At 57.3% G+C, this 17,850-nt stretch carries 18 protein-coding genes and 1 riboswitch; of the genes, 6 read left to right on the forward strand and 12 right to left on the reverse strand.

Annotation, left to right across the window (positions count from 1 at the left end; translation table 11 throughout):
* Window positions 1-9: 9 nt before the first annotated feature.
* The 6 genes from VXJ35_RS01110 to nikR all read right to left on the reverse strand — a co-directional run bounded on the left by VXJ35_RS01110 (window position 10) and on the right by nikR (window position 6,485).
* A complete protein-coding gene (locus VXJ35_RS01110; protein ID WP_036278116.1) occupies window positions 10-345 on the reverse strand; it encodes a DUF2149 domain-containing protein in 336 nt (111 codons plus the stop codon).
* Window positions 323-928 carry a MotA/TolQ/ExbB proton channel family protein gene (locus tag VXJ35_RS01115; protein ID WP_064020143.1) on the reverse strand — a complete coding sequence of 202 codons (606 nt, stop codon included), beginning with the start codon at window positions 926-928 and terminating at the stop codon, window positions 323-325. The genes VXJ35_RS01110 and VXJ35_RS01115 overlap by 23 nt, the downstream gene beginning before the upstream one ends.
* Before the next feature lie 218 nt (window positions 929-1,146).
* Window positions 1,147-2,244 carry a HupE/UreJ family protein gene (locus VXJ35_RS01120; RefSeq protein WP_064020144.1) on the reverse strand — a complete coding sequence of 366 codons (1,098 nt, stop codon included), beginning with the start codon at window positions 2,242-2,244 and terminating at the stop codon, window positions 1,147-1,149.
* A gap of 10 nt (window positions 2,245-2,254) precedes the next feature.
* Entirely contained in the window at window positions 2,255-4,477 is a 2,223-nt protein-coding gene (locus VXJ35_RS01125; protein ID WP_064020145.1) for a TonB-dependent receptor, read from the reverse strand.
* 8 nt (window positions 4,478-4,485) lie between these two features.
* Window positions 4,486-5,865 carry a HupE/UreJ family protein gene (locus VXJ35_RS01130; protein WP_064020146.1) on the reverse strand — a complete coding sequence of 460 codons (1,380 nt, stop codon included), beginning with the start codon at window positions 5,863-5,865 and terminating at the stop codon, window positions 4,486-4,488.
* 152 nt (window positions 5,866-6,017) lie between these two features.
* On the reverse strand, window positions 6,018-6,485 hold the full coding sequence (nikR, locus tag VXJ35_RS01135; protein ID WP_054761934.1) for a nickel-responsive transcriptional regulator NikR: 468 nt from the start codon (window positions 6,483-6,485) through the stop codon (window positions 6,018-6,020).
* A gap of 145 nt (window positions 6,486-6,630) precedes the next feature.
* Between nikR and VXJ35_RS01140 the strand changes: the two genes are divergently transcribed.
* The 6 genes from VXJ35_RS01140 (at window position 6,631) to VXJ35_RS01165 (ending at window position 9,997) form a co-directional block, all read left to right on the forward strand.
* Window positions 6,631-7,209 carry a hypothetical protein gene (locus tag VXJ35_RS01140; protein WP_054761932.1) on the forward strand — a complete coding sequence of 193 codons (579 nt, stop codon included), beginning with the start codon at window positions 6,631-6,633 and terminating at the stop codon, window positions 7,207-7,209.
* Between the two features lie 16 nt (window positions 7,210-7,225).
* On the forward strand, window positions 7,226-7,636 hold the full coding sequence (locus VXJ35_RS01145; RefSeq protein WP_064020147.1) for a hypothetical protein: 411 nt from the start codon (window positions 7,226-7,228) through the stop codon (window positions 7,634-7,636).
* Between the two features lie 9 nt (window positions 7,637-7,645).
* Window positions 7,646-8,032, forward strand: a complete 387-nt coding sequence (locus tag VXJ35_RS01150) for a copper resistance protein CopC (RefSeq protein ID WP_064020148.1) — start codon at window positions 7,646-7,648, stop codon at window positions 8,030-8,032.
* Window positions 8,029-8,652, forward strand: coding sequence for a hypothetical protein (locus tag VXJ35_RS01155; RefSeq protein ID WP_064020149.1), 624 nt, complete (start codon window positions 8,029-8,031; stop codon window positions 8,650-8,652). Before VXJ35_RS01150 ends, VXJ35_RS01155 begins: the two co-directional genes overlap by 4 nt.
* A gap of 81 nt (window positions 8,653-8,733) precedes the next feature.
* Window positions 8,734-9,207 carry a hypothetical protein gene (locus VXJ35_RS01160; protein WP_064020150.1) on the forward strand — a complete coding sequence of 158 codons (474 nt, stop codon included), beginning with the start codon at window positions 8,734-8,736 and terminating at the stop codon, window positions 9,205-9,207.
* Window positions 9,208-9,289: 82 nt separating this feature from the next.
* Window positions 9,290-9,997 (forward strand): DUF2490 domain-containing protein, encoded by a 708-nt coding sequence (locus VXJ35_RS01165; RefSeq protein ID WP_082880759.1) that lies wholly within the window; start codon window positions 9,290-9,292, stop codon window positions 9,995-9,997.
* 77 nt (window positions 9,998-10,074) lie between these two features.
* Here VXJ35_RS01165 and VXJ35_RS01170 read toward each other — a convergent pair whose 3' ends face one another.
* The 6 genes from VXJ35_RS01170 to VXJ35_RS01195 form a co-directional block, all read right to left on the reverse strand.
* Window positions 10,075-10,443 carry a hypothetical protein gene (locus VXJ35_RS01170; RefSeq protein ID WP_064020151.1) on the reverse strand — a complete coding sequence of 123 codons (369 nt, stop codon included), beginning with the start codon at window positions 10,441-10,443 and terminating at the stop codon, window positions 10,075-10,077.
* Between the two features lie 110 nt (window positions 10,444-10,553).
* Window positions 10,554-11,120, reverse strand: coding sequence for a HupE/UreJ family protein (locus VXJ35_RS01175; RefSeq protein ID WP_064020152.1), 567 nt, complete (start codon window positions 11,118-11,120; stop codon window positions 10,554-10,556).
* A 275-nt stretch (window positions 11,121-11,395) separates the two neighbouring features.
* Complete coding sequence (locus tag VXJ35_RS01180; RefSeq protein ID WP_064020153.1) at window positions 11,396-12,205, reverse strand: DUF4465 domain-containing protein; 810 nt, start codon at window positions 12,203-12,205, stop codon at window positions 11,396-11,398.
* Between the two features lie 30 nt (window positions 12,206-12,235).
* Window positions 12,236-13,015 carry a VPLPA-CTERM sorting domain-containing protein gene (locus VXJ35_RS01185; protein ID WP_064020154.1) on the reverse strand — a complete coding sequence of 260 codons (780 nt, stop codon included), beginning with the start codon at window positions 13,013-13,015 and terminating at the stop codon, window positions 12,236-12,238.
* Window positions 13,012-15,105: a TonB-dependent receptor gene (locus VXJ35_RS01190; protein ID WP_064020155.1), complete on the reverse strand. Its 2,094-nt coding sequence runs from the start codon at window positions 15,103-15,105 to the stop codon at window positions 13,012-13,014. The genes VXJ35_RS01185 and VXJ35_RS01190 overlap by 4 nt, the downstream gene beginning before the upstream one ends.
* A 101-nt stretch (window positions 15,106-15,206) precedes the next feature.
* A riboswitch (cobalamin riboswitch) is annotated at window positions 15,207-15,416 on the reverse strand.
* Between the two features lie 93 nt (window positions 15,417-15,509).
* Complete coding sequence (locus tag VXJ35_RS01195; protein ID WP_064020156.1) at window positions 15,510-17,780, reverse strand: TonB-dependent receptor domain-containing protein; 2,271 nt, start codon at window positions 17,778-17,780, stop codon at window positions 15,510-15,512.
* Between the last annotated feature and the right edge of the window lie 70 nt (window positions 17,781-17,850).

The following is a 17,850-nucleotide window of genomic DNA, read 5'->3' on the forward strand; positions in this document are numbered from 1 at the left end:
CCAAAGTGTTTATTCGGGTACATAAACCACCTTGCCGTCGTTCAATCGATAGGCTGTCCCCAAACGCTCGCCGGAACCGCTGAGTTTGCGGTCGGTAACTTTGGATACCTTGATTTGCGAGCCTTTCTTGCTGACGATTTCCATGGTGCCGTCGGCGTTTTCCTTGGTCATCGTCACGGTCGATTCGGGATTCATCAAATCCAGCATGTTGTAAGCCATGAACAAGGCCACCATCATGCTGACGATGAACACCACGCTGGCATCGAACAGGTTGGCGACGCCGGCAATCGGGTCTTCCAGCGGTTCGCTGTTGCGGTGCAGATTAGAGCGTCTCAGATAGCGCATGGCCGTCCTCCTCGATTGCCAAATCCTGCACATCCAACACCCGGCTCGCAGCCAGTTCGGCCTGATGCCGCATCGCCGCAAAATCGGCACGCAACCATTGCTCGCGCACCAAAGCCACCATATAGGCAATCACGCTGCAACCCAGGCCGGTGACGGTGGCGGTAAACGCGGTGACCATGCTGCCGGCCATGCTGGGAATGTTGCCTTCGGCCAAGGCGGCCAGCGAAATACCCATCGGAATCAAGGTGCCCATCAGACCCAGTGCCGGACCGAGTTTGATGACAAAACGAATTTGATCGAGTTTGACCAATTGCCGGTGCTCGTGGGTTTGCAGCAACAGCTCCAGCTCCACGTCCAGCGGCGCTTCGGAATGGTTCTTTTTACCCAGCGTCACCGCCAGATCCAGACTGAACAGGCGCACGGTACGCGAACCGGCCTTGCGCCTATCCAGCCATTCTTGCAGCAATCGGCCGCTGGCGTAGACCGAATAGGCCGCCAACGATGTGACGATCAGCAATACCGGCAGGTATAACGATGACGAAATTTGGTACAGAACGGTTTCTAATAAGTGGGTAAGTTCCACGGCCTTCCTCCTCAAGCATTTTTGTAGTTGTTTTAATAAAACTTTTTTAAATTCAATCCGTTATCAATCGCTCGGCGTGTGCCTGTGCCAAATCGCAGGCAATAGCCATCCCTGGCTGGTAACAGCCTTTTTTTCGGATCGGAAATCGGTCCCGGCCACAGCGGGCCGGGTGAGTAAAACTTTCGGCGGACTAAAACGCTGCCGCCGGTCGGCGCCGGTTACAACATGGTTCGTTCCACCAGCCAGAAGGCGCCCATCAAACTGACCGCGACCGAGCCGCCCTTCAAAAACCGGCCGGCGGTTGCGACCTGGCTGTTCAACCACCAAATCAGCGGCAGGACCAAGGCCGCGACGGCAATCTGTCCGGTTTCTATCCCTAAGTTGAACGCCAGCAGCGGCACTAAAATCCCGCTGTCGGCCGCCGAGATGTTCATTTCCTGCAACACGCCGGCGAAGCCGAAGCCGTGGATCAAACCGAAGCCGAAGGTCAGCCAATGCCGGCCTTGCGGTTGGTCGCCGCGAATAATGTTTTCGAGGCCGACGTAGATGATCGTTGCGGCGATGAACGGCTCGACGAAACTGCCGGGCAATTCGACCAGCCGCAAACCGGCGCAGGCCAAAGTGATGGAGTGGGCGATGGTGAAGAAGGTGATGATCTTCAACGCCGGCCACAAACTATGCGTTACCGCCAGCAATGCGAACAGGAACAGCAGGTGGTCGTAGCCGGTCAGGATATGCTCGATGCCCAACTTGAAAAAGTCGCCGAACGCCGCGAACGCAGCTTGGGGGGCTGCCGTGTCCGCGGCGGCGGCGAGCGTCAGGTCGAGTTGGTCGTCGTTGCGGCCCAGCATTTTTTCGGCCAGCGTTTTACCGGCGGCGTTGCGCACAGTCAGATATTGCTGGTGGCCGTCCGGCAGCAATGCCAGAAAGCCGGATTGCAGCCGTAACTGCCGCTGCGCCGCTGCCGGATAAACCATCTGCACTTGAGCGTTGTTGCGGCCGTCGAAACTGGCCTGGCCGGGTTGGCTGTGCAGCTCGGTACCGTCTGCGCTGATACGCAACTGTTCGGCCAGCAGTTTGGCGATGGCGGGTTTGGCCGCTTCGCGCTCGGCGTCGCTAACTTCGGCGTCCAGATCGCTGTCCATCGGTACGAAGGCTTCGATATCCTGCAACGCAAACGTGGCAGTTGCCTCGATATGGTCCGGTTTTAGCGCCAGATCCAGCGAACTGAGTCCGGGCGGGTGGGCGTGGGCGCGCCCGGCTGCCAACGCCAGCAGTAACAGCGGCAGCCGGGAAGCCGCAATTCGAATTGCCATGCCGCCGACCTCAGAAATTGATCGTTATCGTGCCGCGGAACATGCGCGGTTCGACCGGATGCTTCAACAGGCCGAACTGGTTGGCAGAACCGTTCGGATAGGCCGACTCGTAGGCATAGGCGATGTCGTTGCTTTGCGAACCGAGGATGTTGAATACGTCGATCTCGAATTTATAACGTTTCTGTTTGTAGCCGGCGCTGAGGTTGACGATGTTGGTGTCGCCGGACCAATAATCGACGTTGGTGTTCGGATCGCGGTCCAGATAGACCCGGCCGAAGTGGCGCAAGCGAATCGAGCCGAACAAGCCGTTCGGAGCTTCGATAGTGGCGCCGGTGGACACCACGCGGCCTACCGAGTTCGGGATATACAGATTACTGTCGGCGTATTTGGCGGTGGTCAGCGCAAAGTCGGCATCCAGCGTCAGCCAGTCGAAAGGTTTGTAGTAGTTGGTCAGTTCGACGCCGTAACGGTGCGATTTGCCGGTGACGTCGGTAGTGCCTTCGTCGCCGACGAACACCAGCTCCTGGCTGGACTCCAGCCACCACAGCGCGAAGGTGCTGTTCAGGCCCGGCACGTAATTGCTGCGGATGCCGGCCTCGCCGCCGCGCGACCAGGCGGCAGGGCGTATCCGAGCGGCAGCCGCATCCACCGGACTGCCATCGTTCGGATTGGCTTGCAACGTGGTGCCGCGCGCATCGTTGGAGTGGTAACCGTAACCGGCGTTAAAGAAAAACTCGGTATCCGCCCATGGCCCCAAAACCAAGCTGATTTTCGGGCTGACCATAACCTTGCCGCGGCTGCCGGAGTTGGCGGCGTTGATTGCCGGGTCTTGGTTACGGTTGTCCAGCACCTCGACGTCGTTGTTGATGAAATCGCCGCGCAAACCGGCGATGGTGCGCACCTTGTCGTGCCAATGGGTGGTGTTTTTGAAATAAGTGCCGACCGTGGTTACGCCGACGTTGCTGCGGCTGACGGTGTTCATAATCCGCCTCGCCTCGGTTTCGTAAAGCCCCAGGCCCATGATCTGGTCGTTGCGGAATTGCAGGCCGACGCTGTTATCCATCTCGAAACCGAACAATTTGTTGTAACGGGTATGCTCGAAATGGCCGCCGGTCTGTACCCGTTGTTCGGTTTGCAGAATCTGGTCGCCGCCGGCGCCGCGGGTAAAGCCGCTGAAATTGGAATACAAGTCCAGGTCGGTATACAGCGCATAGATATTGGCGTCGTTTTTCCAATTGTCGCCTTGGTTCCAGAAACTGCCGGACAGGCTGTAGCGGTTGGTTTTGCCGCCGTCGGTCGGGTCGAGGGAGCCGTAAAGTCCGAGGCTGCCGTTGTCGATTGCCGCCTGCGGTATCTGGTTGGTGGCGGTCCAGCTGTTGGTGTAGGCCTTGCCGTTGATCGATAAGCCCCAATCGTCGCCGCCCAGCGTGTAACGCAACTGGCCGTTGAATTTCTTCGAGTCTTCCGGCACTTGCCAGACGCCGTCGTACAGGTTGAATTCGCCGGCATAGAGTAAATCGCCGTCGCCGACTTTCATCGAATTGGCAACCAGGGTCCGGTAGTAATCGAACGAGCCGGCGGTGAATTTCAAAATGCCCTGATCCAGTTTGTCCATCGTGAACATCTTGGCGTAACCGGCGGCCGAGAAGTCGCCGACCTCGGCATAATACGGGCCTTTGCCGTATTCGACCTTTTTTACCAACTCGGGAATGATGCTGTTGATGTCCATGTAACCCTGGCCGTGGGCGTGGGTGGTCATGTTCATCGGAATGCCGTCGACGAAGGTGGTGAAGTCGGTACCGTGGTCCAGGTTGAAGCCGCGCAGGAAATATTGGTTAGCTTTGCCGGAGCCGCTGTGCTGGGTGGCGATGGCGCCGGGCACGACTTCGACCAGTTCGCCGTTGCGCGAGAACGGCCGGTTTTCGAATTGCTTCTGGCTGACCTCGCCTTGCGAGGCCGAGCCGGCGATACCGATCAGATTTTTGCCGCGGCCGTCTTCCTCGACTTGCACGGCTTCCAGTTCTTCGGACTTTTCCGCTTTTTTGCCTTTGTTGGCGGCTTTGGTTGCCGGCTTGACATCTTCGGCTGCGGCCACGATTGCCGTATCGGTCGTTTCCGGCGCCGGCTCGGCCATTGCGTCGGCCCAAGCCAAACCGAGGGCGACTTCCAGGCCGACGGCCAACAGGGTTTTCGGGAACAGCGCGGCGCGCCGGGCAGAGCGTGGTCGGTACATAGTCGTCCTCATAGTGCTAATATCGTTGCGGTCGTTTTTGTTGTTAACACCGGTCTTATGCCGGTTTGGAGTTTGGAAGCGGTGGCGCTTGCCGCGAATAAAGTGGCTAGCGAATGGTTCAGGGATAAGGCGGCGTCGGCTGAATAATCGGCTCGACTTTGAAATAGCGTGCGGCCTGAGCCTGCCGCAGACGGCTGGCCGGCAACAGGCGCGGCCGGGGGTATAAATGCGCCAGGCAGAACCATGGCAGGCGACGCAGCAGGCGTCGGGTCGGCGCAGGTAAATAAATTTGGTTTCGGGATGGCGCGGAAAGAACCGGCGCGGAGTTGCTGAACGGCTACAGCGGCTAGAGCGGGGATACAGCGAAATGCGGAGAAAATCGGGGCGAGGCGGGCGGAAACGGCAAACGGCGGCGAGGTGCGACCGACACCGCTGCTGAGCAATTGGGTACCCGGAGTCTGGTTGATATCCGGAAAGCGTTGTTTGAATCCGCTCAGACCGTTGCCGGCCAAATCGGCTAACGCCACTCCGTAAACACCCGCCGTCGGCAATACGCTACGCGCGGCCGAAACGACATGAGCGAATGTGCCGGAAACCCCGGCGGCCGCCTTAACTATCGCCGCGTTGGCGCGATGGCTCGCCACGGCGCTGGTGCAAGCCTGGGAATCCCTGGCGGCGCCGGCAGCGTCCAGCCCTCGGCCGCGGTAGCCGGCCGGATTGGCGGAGTAAAACGCCGCGTCCGCGCTCCAATGGGCGACATCCGTGGGTTCCGCCGTTTCGGCCGGGCCGGCTTTGGCCCATACGGATTGCGAAAACATCGCGGTCAGCAGAAAAGTCGCGGCCAACACCGCCAATTTGGCGACCAAAATCCCGGCGCCGTGCAGCAGCAAAGTCGCCAACATAAAGCCCAGCGTATAAGAAATCAGGCTGGCGGAAGTCGAAATTTCCTGGCCGTGGGCAAAACCGTGGAAGAAGGCGAAGAAAGCGACGATCAGCACGTTGATTTTGCTGCTGAAGCGAATCTTGCGCGTAATCAGTAGCGCGAATACCGCGCAAGACAGCAGAATGATGCCTTCGACGCTGGGTATCGTAATACCGGCCGCGCCGGCCAAACCGCCCAGACTCATCACGCCGACGAAGGCCAGCGGCAGCATCCAGACGGCTTGGCCGCGCAATTGTGCCGCCCAAATACCGACCGCCAACATTGCCAGCAAATGGTCCCAACCGGCCAGCGGATGGTTGAAGCCGTTGCTCCAGCCCAACGTATCCAAGCCGAAAAAATGCGCACCGAATAAGGCCGCGACCGCCAGTAACGGCAAGCCGAAGCCGAGCAGCCGCAGCCATGCGGGCGACAATTCGGATCGGGTGCGGGAACGGCGTAATGTCATGGTTTAACGACGGAAAAAGCCTTAAGAATTCAAATCAAATGCCGGTTAAGACGAATAGGGAGCGAATCATACGACACCTATCACAATTTTAAAAATTATGAATAATAAATAAAATGTCTTATCATGCGCCGAATTCGCGCTGCCGAGCCGGTTCAACTGTGCGGATGCATGTGGGAATGGCTGTGGCCGTGGTGGTCGTGCTGGTGGCTGACTGCGGCCATTTTGACCGGTACCAGGTTCAGCGCGGCATGGCGGACGCCGGTTTCGGCGGACAGCTTGTCGGCAAACGCCCTAATGCGTGCGGTCAGGCCGCGCAGAAACAAGCTTTCCAGGCAGTCGTCGTGGTCCAGGTGCACGTGCATCGACGATACGACCAGATCGTGGGCATCGTGCTGGTGGCTGGTCAGGCGTTCCGCCAGGTTGCGTTCGTGGTGGTTGTAGACGTAGGACAGCGTGGCGATGCTGTAAATGGCCTCGTCGCGCACCAGGCGCTTGGTTTCGATTTCCTTGCGCAGCAGGTCGCGGACGGCTTCGGAGCGGTTGGAATAGCCGCGGGCCGCGATCCATTGGTCGAACTCGGCGGCCAGTTCGTCGCTGAGAGAGATGGTAAAACGTTCCAAGGTCGGCTCCTCTTATTATCGTTATATAGGAACCGGCGATTATAGCCCAAGCGTTGCCGGCACAAGCGGCCGCGGCGGGATAGCGGCGGCAACGCCCAATTCGACAAGAGCCGGTTAACGGCCGTTTATTCGCGGGAGAGCATCGATGTCCGCCGGACATTACACGCACGACAATTTCGGCAAAACCGTGATGCGCAGCCAGGTTGCGATCGCTTTATTACTACTGCTGTGTTTGCCGCTGGCGAACTTCTGGTTTCCCAGCGCTTACAGCATCAAGGCCGGCATCCACGGCCTCAGTGCGATTTCGGCGCTGGCCGTCGGCACCTATCTGACCCATCGTGCCTTGCCGTTGGTCAAGGGCATGCAGGTGCAACTGCAATCGTTGCGACGCTGGGTATTGGCCGCAACTCTGTTGAACCTGGCCGGGGCGATCAGCGGCAACTGGATTTACATGCGTTACCGCGGCCAGGACGGCCCGCGCGACTGGATTCTGGAGCGGGTGCCTGCCATCCACAACGTGCTGATGGAGTTCAAGGAGTTCGTCTCGTTGTTTCCGTTTCCGTTGATGCTGTCGGCCACCGCGCTGCTGTATTACTACGGGCTGCCGATGCAGACTCGCCGCGACCTGTGCCGCTTTGTCGGCATCACGATCCTGGTGTCGTGGAGCTTCCTGCTGCTGGGCTTCGTCGTCGGCCTGGTGCTGGCCAAGCTGCGCTTTGTCTGAACTGGCGGAACCCGATATGCAACACCCAACCGAATCGAATTCTCATCCGCTGTATTCCGGCCCGGTCGTGGCAGCCAGTCTGGCTCTTTTGCTGGCATTTTTGACCTTGATGGTCAGCCACCATATTTCCCGGCTGTCGCCCGGCCTGGATAAGCTGGTGCACAGCTACGGTTACTGGATCCCCGGCTCGCAAGGCAAAGGCCCCGACGGCAGTATCGGCTCTTACACCGGCAAGGAAACTCTGGCTATCGGCGTCTGGCTGTTGAGCTGGCTGGCGTTTCACCTGATGTGGCGCAAGCAGGATTTGGATTTGGCGGCCTGGACCCGGATTTTTGTCATCAGCCTGGTCGCGATTACGCTGGGTTTCTTCCACCCGTTGTCCGATCCGCTGGTGCTGTTCATCGCCGGTTTTTTTGGTCTGCCCTGAGTAAAAACCATGCCTAAATTAATAAATCTAGCCGTCTCGGTATTGTTGGCATTAGCCAGCCCGGCCAGCATTGCCGAGGGCGTATTGCTGAAGTCCGACCCGAAACACAACGCCGAGGTGGCCAATTTCGACGGCACCGTCAAATTTTGGTTCAGCGGCAATGTCGGCGAGCGCTCGCCGTCGGTGGTCGTGGTCGATGCCCAGGGCAAACGGGTCGACAACGGCGACACCCGCCTGGTTTTGGGCGAGCGCCACCGGCTAACGGCGACGACGCAACCGCTGCCGCCCGGACCTTACGCCGCCCGCTACCGGGTGATTACCGAAGACGGGCTGGTGGTCAGCGGCATCTCCAAGTTTACCGTCGTCGCGGCGACGAGTACGGAGGCCAAACCATGAAACTATTGGCCGCGTTGATACTGGCCGTTGCCGCCGTCGGCCAAGCCCAGGCTTCGGTCCCGCTAGGCGGTAATCGCAAAGGTGCGGACGGCAATTACGACCTCTACGGGTGCATGCTCAGCAACGACTACTACGTCGTCAACTTTGCCGCCTACCAGCTCGACCCGAATCAGGCCAAGGACGACAAATCCATACCGCAAGCCGAATGCGTCGATCTGCCGCGGATCGGCAAAACCCAAATCGCCGTCGACCTGCTGGACCTGGACGTGCGGAAGAAACCGGTTGGCCTGAAGATTTTGCGCGAGGACGGCCAAGCCATTGCCGAAGTACCGATGGCCGTCGTCAAGCAAGGCGTATTGACCGCCAGCGTCGATTTCAAAACTGCCGGCAAATACCAAGCCGTGTTGTTGGTGGAAGACTCCGATCTGCACACGCCGGTGGAAACCAGCGCGTTGCACATGCCGCTGACAGTGGCTATGGCCGTGGCGCCGTCGGCAGCCAACGCCGGCAGCGGCAAAGGGCTGGGCGTGGTGTTCGGCGTGCTGGGCCTGTGCCTGGCTTTGGCCGCCTATTACATACCGCGTCTGCTAAAACCGCACGGCGAAAGCAGCCCGCCGTAACCGGGCGCCGCCGCTGCGCCGACGGTTCCGCTTCGGCCCGACCTTGCGCGTCCGGCCACCATCCACCAACAGGGAATCACTATGAGAGCGACACCAACCAAACCGATTCTGGCGCTAACGCTGGCAAGCCTGCTGGGCGCTTGTGCCCATCCGGGCCGCCATGAACAGGAGGCGGCCGGCTTCGTGCCCGGCCTGGGCGAAATCATGGCTCAAACCGCGACGCGCCACGCCAAATTATGGTTTGCCGGCCAGGCACAGAATTGGGCGCTGGCCGCTTACGAAGTCGACGAACTGCACGAGGGCATCGAAGACGCCGGCAAATACCATCCGACTCACAAAGATATTCGCCAACCGATTCCGGACTTGCTGGCGCAGTATTTGGACCAGCCGCTGGCCGCGCTGGACCAAGCCGTCAAAACCAAAAATCAACAGGCATTTATCGCGAATTACGATAAGCTTACCGCTGCCTGTAACGCCTGCCACCAAGCCACCGAATTCGGTTTCAATGTCGTGGTGCGCCCCAGCTTCAACCCGTTCGCCAACCAGGCGTTCTGAGGTACGGCCTCGTTCGTTTAGCATGGGCGGTTGCCGCGGCCGGGCGTAGCGGTAATTCACCCATATTCAGCAAGCGAACACTATGTCTAACTTTTTACCGCGCCGGACTGCAGCCTGCCTGCTGCTGCCGGCTACTTTCGCCGCCACGGCCGGCCCGGTCCGCGACGATTTCGGCGTCTGGATCAGCAACACCTACCAAACCGACTTCGGCGGCAGCCCTTATCTGGCATTTCTGGAACTGGCGCCCCGGACCAAGACCGATAACGACCAGTTCGCCCAGATCATCGTCCGGCCGCTGGTCGGTTACAAGCTGACAAATAAACTGCAACTGTGGGCCGGTTACACCTGGCAAGGCGAATACAGCGAGCAGAGCGACTTCGAATTGGCCACCAACGACGCGATGCAACAGTTGCAGTGGGTAGACAATTGGTCGCCGGAGTGGAATTTTCAGTACCGTTTCCGGCTGGAACAGCGCTTTTTCTCCGAGGAAGACAACGTCGCCCACCGCATGCGGCATCGGTTTCGCTTGGTGTACTCGATACCCGACAGCAAAGCCTACCTGATCGGCATCGACGAGCTATTCGTTTATTTCAATTCGCTGGACGACGGCCGTCTGGCGCGTTCGGTGCAAACCGGCATCAACCAGAACCGCAGTTATGTCGGCGTGGGTTATAAATTGACGCCGCAACTGAACGTCGACACCGGCTACCAACTGCAATACGTGCACAACTACGGCGCGCCGGATTTGGTCAACCATGTCTGGTTTACCAACATCAACGTCAATTTCTAATACTTTTCCTGCGCGCAAAAAAAGGGCGGCTCAGGCCGCCCTAGTCGATACATGAAACAGAAATCTCTGTAACTCTGTTACTGGAATTTGGTCAGACCGGCAAAGCCTTCCCGAGCTTCTTTCAACTCTTTTTCGGCGCCGGCGAAATCGGATTTTTTAGCCAGTTCTCTGGCTTTTTTCATTTTCAAAACCACTTTGTCGCGTTCGAACTCGAACTTGTAGTTGGCGCTCAATTCGCTAGCGCTTTCTGCTACTTCTTTGATCAGGCTGGCGACTTTTGCCGAATCAGCCGAAGGAATTGCATCCAGAGCTGCCTGGATTTTGCCATCCACTTCTTTCAATACTTCAGGCACGCTTTTTTTGACTTCTTTTGCCAGCGTAGAGCCGGAAAAGCCTAAGATCGAAAAAAACAGTGTGAAAGCGATAAATACTTTTTTCAATGACATGTGTGTTCTCTTGGTAAATAAAACTATTGGGTAAAGCGAATTTTCCTGGTTTGCGATTGAACTTTGCTGACGGGTAACTCCTTTGGTTGAAATTATTTTTTACTGTGAGCTTAATTTATTCGGGTTGAGCTCCGCCGGGCTTGCCCGGCCAGTAACGCCGCGATGCCGAGATTTGCGGCAACGCCGATGGCCAATTGAATTAATGTCGCCACTGTAAAGCCGGCGGTATAACCCAGTGCATCGGCATCCAGCCAAATATCGTAGGCATGGACATAGCCGTGGGATACCGCGACGCTGGCGACCAGCGGCAAAGACAGTGCCCAGTGCAATTTCCACCCCGACGCCAGTAGCAGCCCCAAAACCAAAACGCTCGTGTACATCAGCGTTTCGGGGTGGGCAATCTCCAGCGGAATTAAAGCCAGACCCGCGCCCAACAACAGCAGCATCAGGAACGCCGATCCCAGCGATACGACAGCTCGGCCACCGCCGCTGCGGCATATCCACAAACCGACCGCAAGCATCGTCAAAAGGTGGTCAGAGCTGGAAAAAGGATGCAGCAATCCGCTGCCGAAACCGACCGTTTCGCCGGCCCAATGGAAAGGGTGCGCATAGGCCGGCAGCGAACCGGTTGCAAACGTTAATATCGTTAGCAAGAAATGCTTAAGGAACTGACTCATGGTGGCCTCTGCCTGCGCCGGGTTATAGTGACACTGAACGTTGTTCAAACGGCGCCACTCCGAAATGGTGGTTTGGCGGCACCAGACTGACTTTGGAGGGCATCAGCGCCGGCACCACGCAAACGCGGCTATCTTAACAAAAATATGAACTTTTAATAATATTTCATATTAGAGGCGTAAGCGCACCTGATAGAGGAAAGTTTGCCCGAGCAACTAGGGTCTATCGACTGTGCCGGCGGCAAACGCAAAATGCGGCGGATGGGTCCCTCCTCCTGCTAAACGGGGCGGCGACCCAACGGAAACCAGACTGCCAACGCCCCTGCCATCAACCAAAACGCCGCCGGCAACGGCACGGCGGTTATCGATAAATCGTCCATCGCGAAATATGCGGGAGTGTTCATGCCGAATTGACCAACGTCGCTGGAGGTAATCGCAAATTTCAATCCGGTAATCGAACTCAACGATGATAAATCCACCCATTGCCAACTGTTGACCACATAATCCAGCGCGTTGTTGGCAAAGCGATAATCCGCCAGATAATAATCCACGCTTCCGGTTTCAGTATTGCCGTTCCAGCCTGAAATCGACAATTTCAGCCAATCGGCGTCATTGCCGCTGGCACCGCCGAATTTTTTGGCGAAACTATCGCCATTCAGCATCGATAACGCCGTATAGGTGGTATTGGTCACGTAAAAACCCTGCGCTGCGACCGGACCGGTAAAGCTGACCGCGGCATTGTCGGCACCCAGCGTATAAGCGACACCAAAATTATTACCGCTGTGTGCTTGGCCGGCGAATACGCTGTATTGATTGTCAAAAGCCGGGTTCGTGGTATCGGTCATATTCGAATATGACCAACCGGCCCACGATGTCACACCACCCCAATCGGTAATTTGATTGGCGAAATGGGCGTCGCCAGAGCTAAAACCGCCCGTTGTCGGTTCGTACAGCGGCACGGACGGATCAACCGTGCCGGACCAGTAACTATTCGGAGCCAGTGATAGATTATCGAAACTGCTTACGGAAGCGTGCGCATTGTGCGCCATGATCAATCCCAGCAAGCTGGGTAATAAAATCGGTTTCATCGTGTTGTCCTTAAAAGTTTATAAAAGAAGCTAAACGCTTGATTTGCGGCGTAGGCCGGTGAAAAACGGCAAGGCGCTGAGCAGCAGCCAGGCAGAGGCCGGTAGCGGCACGGCGGCAACTCCCAAATTTGAGTGCAATACGCCCAACGCTTCCAGATCGAAGCCGGCGCTGCTGGTGGTTTTGTAGGGATCGTAGACTTTGTTGCCCAGCGAATCTTTTTCAGTACCGTTGCCCAGCACATCCACTAGACGCACGTAGTTGATATTGTCGAGATCCAGGCCCGCGATGCCCGTCAACTCCGATAAATCGAACGGCGTGCCGTAGCCACCACGGTATTTTCCTGCATAGCCGTAAAGATTGGTGGGATTGACCGAACCGAAGGCGCTGACGGCAGCGGGAGTGTAAGAATAATTGGGGAAACGGAAGAAATTACTGCCATTCGACGAGACCTCGACGAAAGCCAATTCCAAAAAGGTATCGCTGAAGGAATTTTCGAAAACGGCAAAATCGTAACCGGCGCCGTTCTGAATCGGATGGTCGAAGGTCAACGTAATCTGGCCGCCATTGCCTAGCGAGACGATATCGGAACTATTGCCGGTGGCCGGCCCCAACGCTTTCTCCGGCGTTTCCCAGGTCGCATCCAGATCGGCGCCCGGTTGATAATTCAACCAGCCGGTCGCCCACTCCGAAAAAGCGGGATCGTTTTTGGCCAATGCAGTGGAGCCTGGCTGGCCGACGGCCGGTGCAAACGGCCCGGCATACGCATTGGCGGACAGTAATACCGCCGATAAGGCAAACAGTTTTTTCATGGTTTATCTCCTGAGGTTGAAAAGGCGTAGGTCACGCCCAGGTAAAATTGCCGCTCGGGCATGGGATAAAACGCTCCGCCGTAAGCGGAGGTTTCGTAAAAGGCGTTGAACAGGTTGTTGATGCCGGCCGAAATTTCGGCGCCGGCCACTTGATAGAAGGCTTTGATGTCGACTTTTTGGTAAGCCCGCAGCCGGGGATATAGATCTGTCGGCGTTAGCGTCGCGCCGTTATTACGGCGGCCGACATATTCGGCCGACAGGCTCAGGCTCAAGCGCTCATCGGCATGCCAGAGCAGGCCTATCTGGCCTTTCAGTTCCGGAACCAACGGCATGCGCAACCCGCTGTCTTCGAAACGGGCATCGATATAGCTGACATTGCCGGACAGAGTCAGTGCATCGGCTGGACGGTAACGGCCTTGCAACTCCACGCCGCGCCGCAAGGTGGCGCTGGTGTAATTGCGGTTGACCGAGTTGTCGTAATAAATCTCGGCTTGGTTGACCATTTGAAACCAACCCAGCGAGGCCTGATCGCCTTGCGCCGAATGCCAACGCAAACCGCTTTCCCAATTTTTGCTGCGCTGCGGCCGCAAATCGTCCGCAGCCAATACCAATTCCTCGGGGTTGGGATTGCGGTAACCCAGGCTGTAACTACCGTACCAAGTCCAATCGTCATTGATTTCCCAACTTAGCCCGGCATCGGCGGCGTCGCTACGCCAATCCTGATTGGCGCGGCCGACCGTGGCCCACTGGTCGGCGCAACTGATCGGCGGAAACGGAAACACTGAAGAATAGGTGCACCGGTGTTGGTATTGGTCGGCATGCCGTTGCAGGCTCAGGGTGTCGCGGCGGTAGCCGGCATTGACTATCCACCGGCCCGGCAAGTACCAGGTGGTTTGCAGAAAGCCGCTTTGGTTGTTGAATTCGGCTTGCTTCAGCGCGCTTTGATCCGGCACATAGCGGCCGATTTCTCGCCGTAGCGCAGTGCCTTCGCGGCGGTAATAGCCCAACGTCCAATCTTGCGCGATTTTGCCGAAATCGAGATGAAACTGATGGCGGGCATCCACCTCGCCGTGTTTGAAACTGTTATTCCAAGGCAATACCGAACTCCGGTCCGGTGACCAATAGTTCGCGGTTTCGTAAGGATTATCGCGGTAGCGGTAGGCCAAATTGACGCGGGTTTCACCGAGCTTGCCCCAATCCACGGTACCGCCGACACCGCCGGCATAATCGTGGGTTTCGCCGCCGCCGAACGGCGTCGAGGCTTGCCGACGCAATTTGGTATCGTCAATCGCGCTGGCATCCACCGGGCCGGCCAACCCGTATTCGTCGTCGTGTATCCGAAAATCCGCGCCCAGACTGACGGATTCGTTGGGGCGCAAACCTAAATGGCTGCTGAGTTGGTTTTTGTCGAGAAAGGTGTTGTCGCGGTAGCCGCCGGTTTGGTAATGGGCGGCGTTCAACGTGGCTTGTAAGGCTTGCGACTGTGCGCCGACATTGACGCGAGTGTCCCAGGTATCAAAGCTGCCGTAGCTGGAATAAATTTCGGCGCGGGTTTGCTTGGCTTTGCGGGTCACGATATTAACCACGCCACCGACCGCGCCGTCGCCGTATTGCACGCCGCCGTTGCCGCGAATGACCTCAATGCGTTCGATCTGCCCCAACGACAGCGTCGAAAAATCGGCACCGGACAAATCCGGTGCGTTCAGACGCATACCATCCACCAAAATCAGCACGTTGCTGGAAAAGGTGTCGCCCATGCCGCGTATGTCGATGCCGCCGAATTTGTCGTGGCCGGTGAAGCTGCGCAGCGTGACGTTGGCTTCGCGCGATAATAGATCGATTAGGGAGTTGGTCGGCGCATTGAGTACGGCCTGACGATCGATAACGGTAACGCTACGCGTCTCTTTAGGCGCATTGACCGCGGAACCGTAGACGGTGACTTCGTCTAGGGCTTGCTCGGTATTGCGTATGCCATCGGCGCGCACGGCAAGCCCCGCCGTTCCGAAAACCAGCGCGGCAACGCCAACCCGATGCAAAACAAACGAAAAAGCGCTTCCGGCGTCAGCCGAAAACGGGTAACGAATAGCCATTAAATCCTCTGCGCCCACCGCACAACGGTTTGAAAACGACAGAGGAAAGGCGCGAGAAAGGCGGCGAAAGGCCCGCAACATTCTTCAAACAGCCCGCCGCTGTCTCGAATATGCTTTCAGGCCAGTCTCCGGACTCATAAGCGGCTTGCGCCGGAATCGGGCACCTTCCCATGCATCAGCACAGTGGCATTTGCCCGATTCTTAACTTATCTACCGTTGCGGGGGCCGCGTCGGCTTTTGCGTGAACATCACCGACTTCCTGTTTAAGCGAGACCTGGAATGGTCTCGGCACCCGAAAGCTAAATTTAATCTAATTCAAACGACGCCCCGGAGTCAACGTGAAAAACTCCGGTTATCGATTACATCCCTGTCCGCCGGATAGGCGCAATCCCGATAAAGCCGAGTTAAAACTCGTACTTGAAGCCCGCCTGCACCAGACGCGGCGCGCCAGGCTGAATACCGCGCACCCGGTCGACGATGTAGACGTTATCCAGCATGTTTTTCATCGACACGAATAGAGTCAGGTCTTTATGCACCTTGTACGAAGTCGCAAAGTTGACGACCACGTAGTCGTTGATTTTGCCGAACTGGCCGGATTTGATGAGTGCATCGCGATTAACCCCAGTCACCGTCGGCATATCGTTAGCGCTGTTCAGATTCATGAAATCGGAGAACTGTTCGCTGACGAATACCGCTTCCAGATGCGCATCGAAGCCCGATTGATTCGAATAGCCGAGCGTAGCGGTCAACAGGCTTTCCGGCGCATAGGGTGCGCGTTTGCCGGCCGCCGAACCGAACACATTGCCGCCCGGACAGAATCCGGTGTAGTTTGCACTCTGACTGCCCGCGGTTTGTCCGCTATCGGGCAAGCAATGAAACGGCGACGTGGTTTCCGCGGTCGGCAGCCAGGTATAGGCAATTTGTGCGTAAGGGTTATGCGTCCAATTAAGCACATCGCCGAAATCGGTGCGCGCCATTAGCTCGATACCTTCGTACAGCGCCTGGCCCTGCGCGACCGGGGTGTCGGCACCGCCGACCGTACCCAATACTGTCAGCGTATCGAAATTGTTTTGAAAATAAGTCAATTCGGTTTTGACACCGCGTGCCGGTCTGGCTCTGACACCGAATTCGGTATTCCAGCTGATTTCCGGCCCGACATCCACCGAAGCGCCGGTGCTGTTATTGACACTGTCCTCGACGCGCGGCGGCGCGAAGCCGCGATGAATGCCGAAAAAGAAGGTCGCCTCATCGATTGGGCTGTAAGTCATAGCGAATGACGGCAGGATTTCCGTTAGGCTGCTTTGCCCTTGCACGCCGTTCAACAAGTTCTTGCGTTCGTAACTGACCGACTCCACTCGAACACCGGGCGTGAATGTCCAATCGCTCCAGACAAACTTGTTTTGCACGAAGCCCGAGTAGGCATCGGCGAAACGCTCATTGTTCTCCAAAACCGTACCGCTACGCGCGGCGGCGGTACTGCCCCGGATTTGCTGCCGGTATTGATTCTCGAAATGGGCACGAAAACCGGCGTCCAAATGGCTTTCGATGCCGAACAAATCGTGTTTGGCATGCAGAGTCGGCGCGATGCCCCAGGTTTCGTAATTACGCTTACGGCCGATGTCGTAGTTGCAGGTATCCAGATCGACCGGTATGCCGTTCTGCCGGTTTTGCACGTAGGTCGCGCCGCATTGGTTCTCGGTCGGGAACTGGTTCTGCTGCCGCCACCAATTGCGTTCGAAGGCCGACCAGTAAAAACTGGTTTCCAGCGTTACATCGTTATTGAAGCTGTGCTCGTAGGTGGCCGAGGTGGACCAGCGGTCGTTGGTAAAATTGGCGTTCTTGTCCGGATTGTAACGCGGGCCCAGCTTGCGGTATTCGGCGTCTGTCATGCCGAATGTCGCCCCTTGTTCGTCCTGGTGGTAAAAGTCGCCGCGCAGGGTCAAGCGGTTGCGGGCGTCGAAGTCGATGATGCTTTTCAGATTGGCATCGTCCACCACCGCAAAGGTATTGTCGCGGTTTTCCATGCCTTCCTTGTGGATGTAATCGGCAATCCCACCGATGGCATCCAGTCCCTGGACATTCTTGGTCATGCCGCCGTAGCGGGCATGGCCGTTCAGGTAATCGCGGTTACCGCCGGTAAAACTAACGAAACCGCCGGGTGTAGTCGGTACTTTGGGCGTCAAATAATTGATCGCTCCATTAATGGTTTGCGGGCCGAATTGGGTCAAGTCGGCGCCCTTGTAAATCTCGATGCCGTCGTATCGCTCGATCGGTGGATGGTAGTAAATGTCGTTGTCGCCGTAGGGCGCGAAGTTGAACGGGATGCCGTCTTCCAGGAACAACACCTTGGTGGAGCGGAACGGGTTTTGGCCGCGAAAGGCGATATTCGGACGCAAACCAAAGCCTTCCTCGTCGCGCACGTAAACGCCGGGCACCTTGCGCAGGGCTTCGTTGACGGTGAACACCTGGTCGCGCTCCAAAGTGTCTTTGCTGATTACCGACGTGGAGCCGGAAAAGGTCGCGGCTTTCTCGACGCTTTCCACGACTTCAACGCTGGTTAAAGTATCGGCCTGATTGCTGGAAGAGTTGGTTTGCGGGTCGGGTTCGGCTGCGGCAACGCCTTGAGCCATCAGGCTCAACAGCAAAGTTGGCAGCCATCCATGTTGTTTTTGCATAGGATTCACTTCGGTTCAAAATAGGCAAACGCTGCATCCAAGCTCCAGCAGGTGGAGATGCAGCACCGCC

The sequence above is a fragment of the Methylomonas sp. DH-1 genome, assembly GCF_046097555.1.
GTDB lineage: Bacteria > Pseudomonadota > Gammaproteobacteria > Methylococcales > Methylomonadaceae > Methylomonas > Methylomonas koyamae.

Excerpts from the sequence above, each read along its gene's own strand:
- VXJ35_RS01110 (WP_036278116.1), bottom strand. The coding sequence starts at position 345 with ATGCGCTATCTGAGACGCTCTAATCTGCACCGCAACAGCGAACCGCTG.
- VXJ35_RS01120 (WP_064020144.1), bottom strand. The coding sequence starts at position 2,244 with ATGGCAATTCGAATTGCGGCTTCCCGGCTGCCGCTGTTACTGCTGGCG.
- VXJ35_RS01125 (WP_064020145.1), bottom strand. The coding sequence starts at position 4,477 with ATGTACCGACCACGCTCTGCCCGGCGCGCCGCGCTGTTCCCGAAAACC.
- VXJ35_RS01130 (WP_064020146.1), bottom strand. The coding sequence starts at position 5,865 with ATGACATTACGCCGTTCCCGCACCCGATCCGAATTGTCGCCCGCATGG.
- VXJ35_RS01140 (WP_054761932.1), top strand. The coding sequence starts at position 6,631 with ATGTCCGCCGGACATTACACGCACGACAATTTCGGCAAAACCGTGATG.
- VXJ35_RS01145 (WP_064020147.1), top strand. The coding sequence starts at position 7,226 with ATGCAACACCCAACCGAATCGAATTCTCATCCGCTGTATTCCGGCCCG.
- VXJ35_RS01150 (WP_064020148.1), top strand. The coding sequence starts at position 7,646 with ATGCCTAAATTAATAAATCTAGCCGTCTCGGTATTGTTGGCATTAGCC.
- VXJ35_RS01155 (WP_064020149.1), top strand. The coding sequence starts at position 8,029 with ATGAAACTATTGGCCGCGTTGATACTGGCCGTTGCCGCCGTCGGCCAA.
- VXJ35_RS01160 (WP_064020150.1), top strand. The coding sequence starts at position 8,734 with ATGAGAGCGACACCAACCAAACCGATTCTGGCGCTAACGCTGGCAAGC.
- VXJ35_RS01165 (WP_082880759.1), top strand. The coding sequence starts at position 9,290 with ATGTCTAACTTTTTACCGCGCCGGACTGCAGCCTGCCTGCTGCTGCCG.
- VXJ35_RS01170 (WP_064020151.1), bottom strand. The coding sequence starts at position 10,443 with ATGTCATTGAAAAAAGTATTTATCGCTTTCACACTGTTTTTTTCGATC.
- VXJ35_RS01175 (WP_064020152.1), bottom strand. The coding sequence starts at position 11,120 with ATGAGTCAGTTCCTTAAGCATTTCTTGCTAACGATATTAACGTTTGCA.
- VXJ35_RS01180 (WP_064020153.1), bottom strand. The coding sequence starts at position 12,205 with ATGAAACCGATTTTATTACCCAGCTTGCTGGGATTGATCATGGCGCAC.
- VXJ35_RS01185 (WP_064020154.1), bottom strand. The coding sequence starts at position 13,015 with ATGAAAAAACTGTTTGCCTTATCGGCGGTATTACTGTCCGCCAATGCG.
- VXJ35_RS01190 (WP_064020155.1), bottom strand. The coding sequence starts at position 15,105 with ATGGCTATTCGTTACCCGTTTTCGGCTGACGCCGGAAGCGCTTTTTCG.
- VXJ35_RS01195 (WP_064020156.1), bottom strand. The coding sequence starts at position 17,780 with ATGCAAAAACAACATGGATGGCTGCCAACTTTGCTGTTGAGCCTGATG.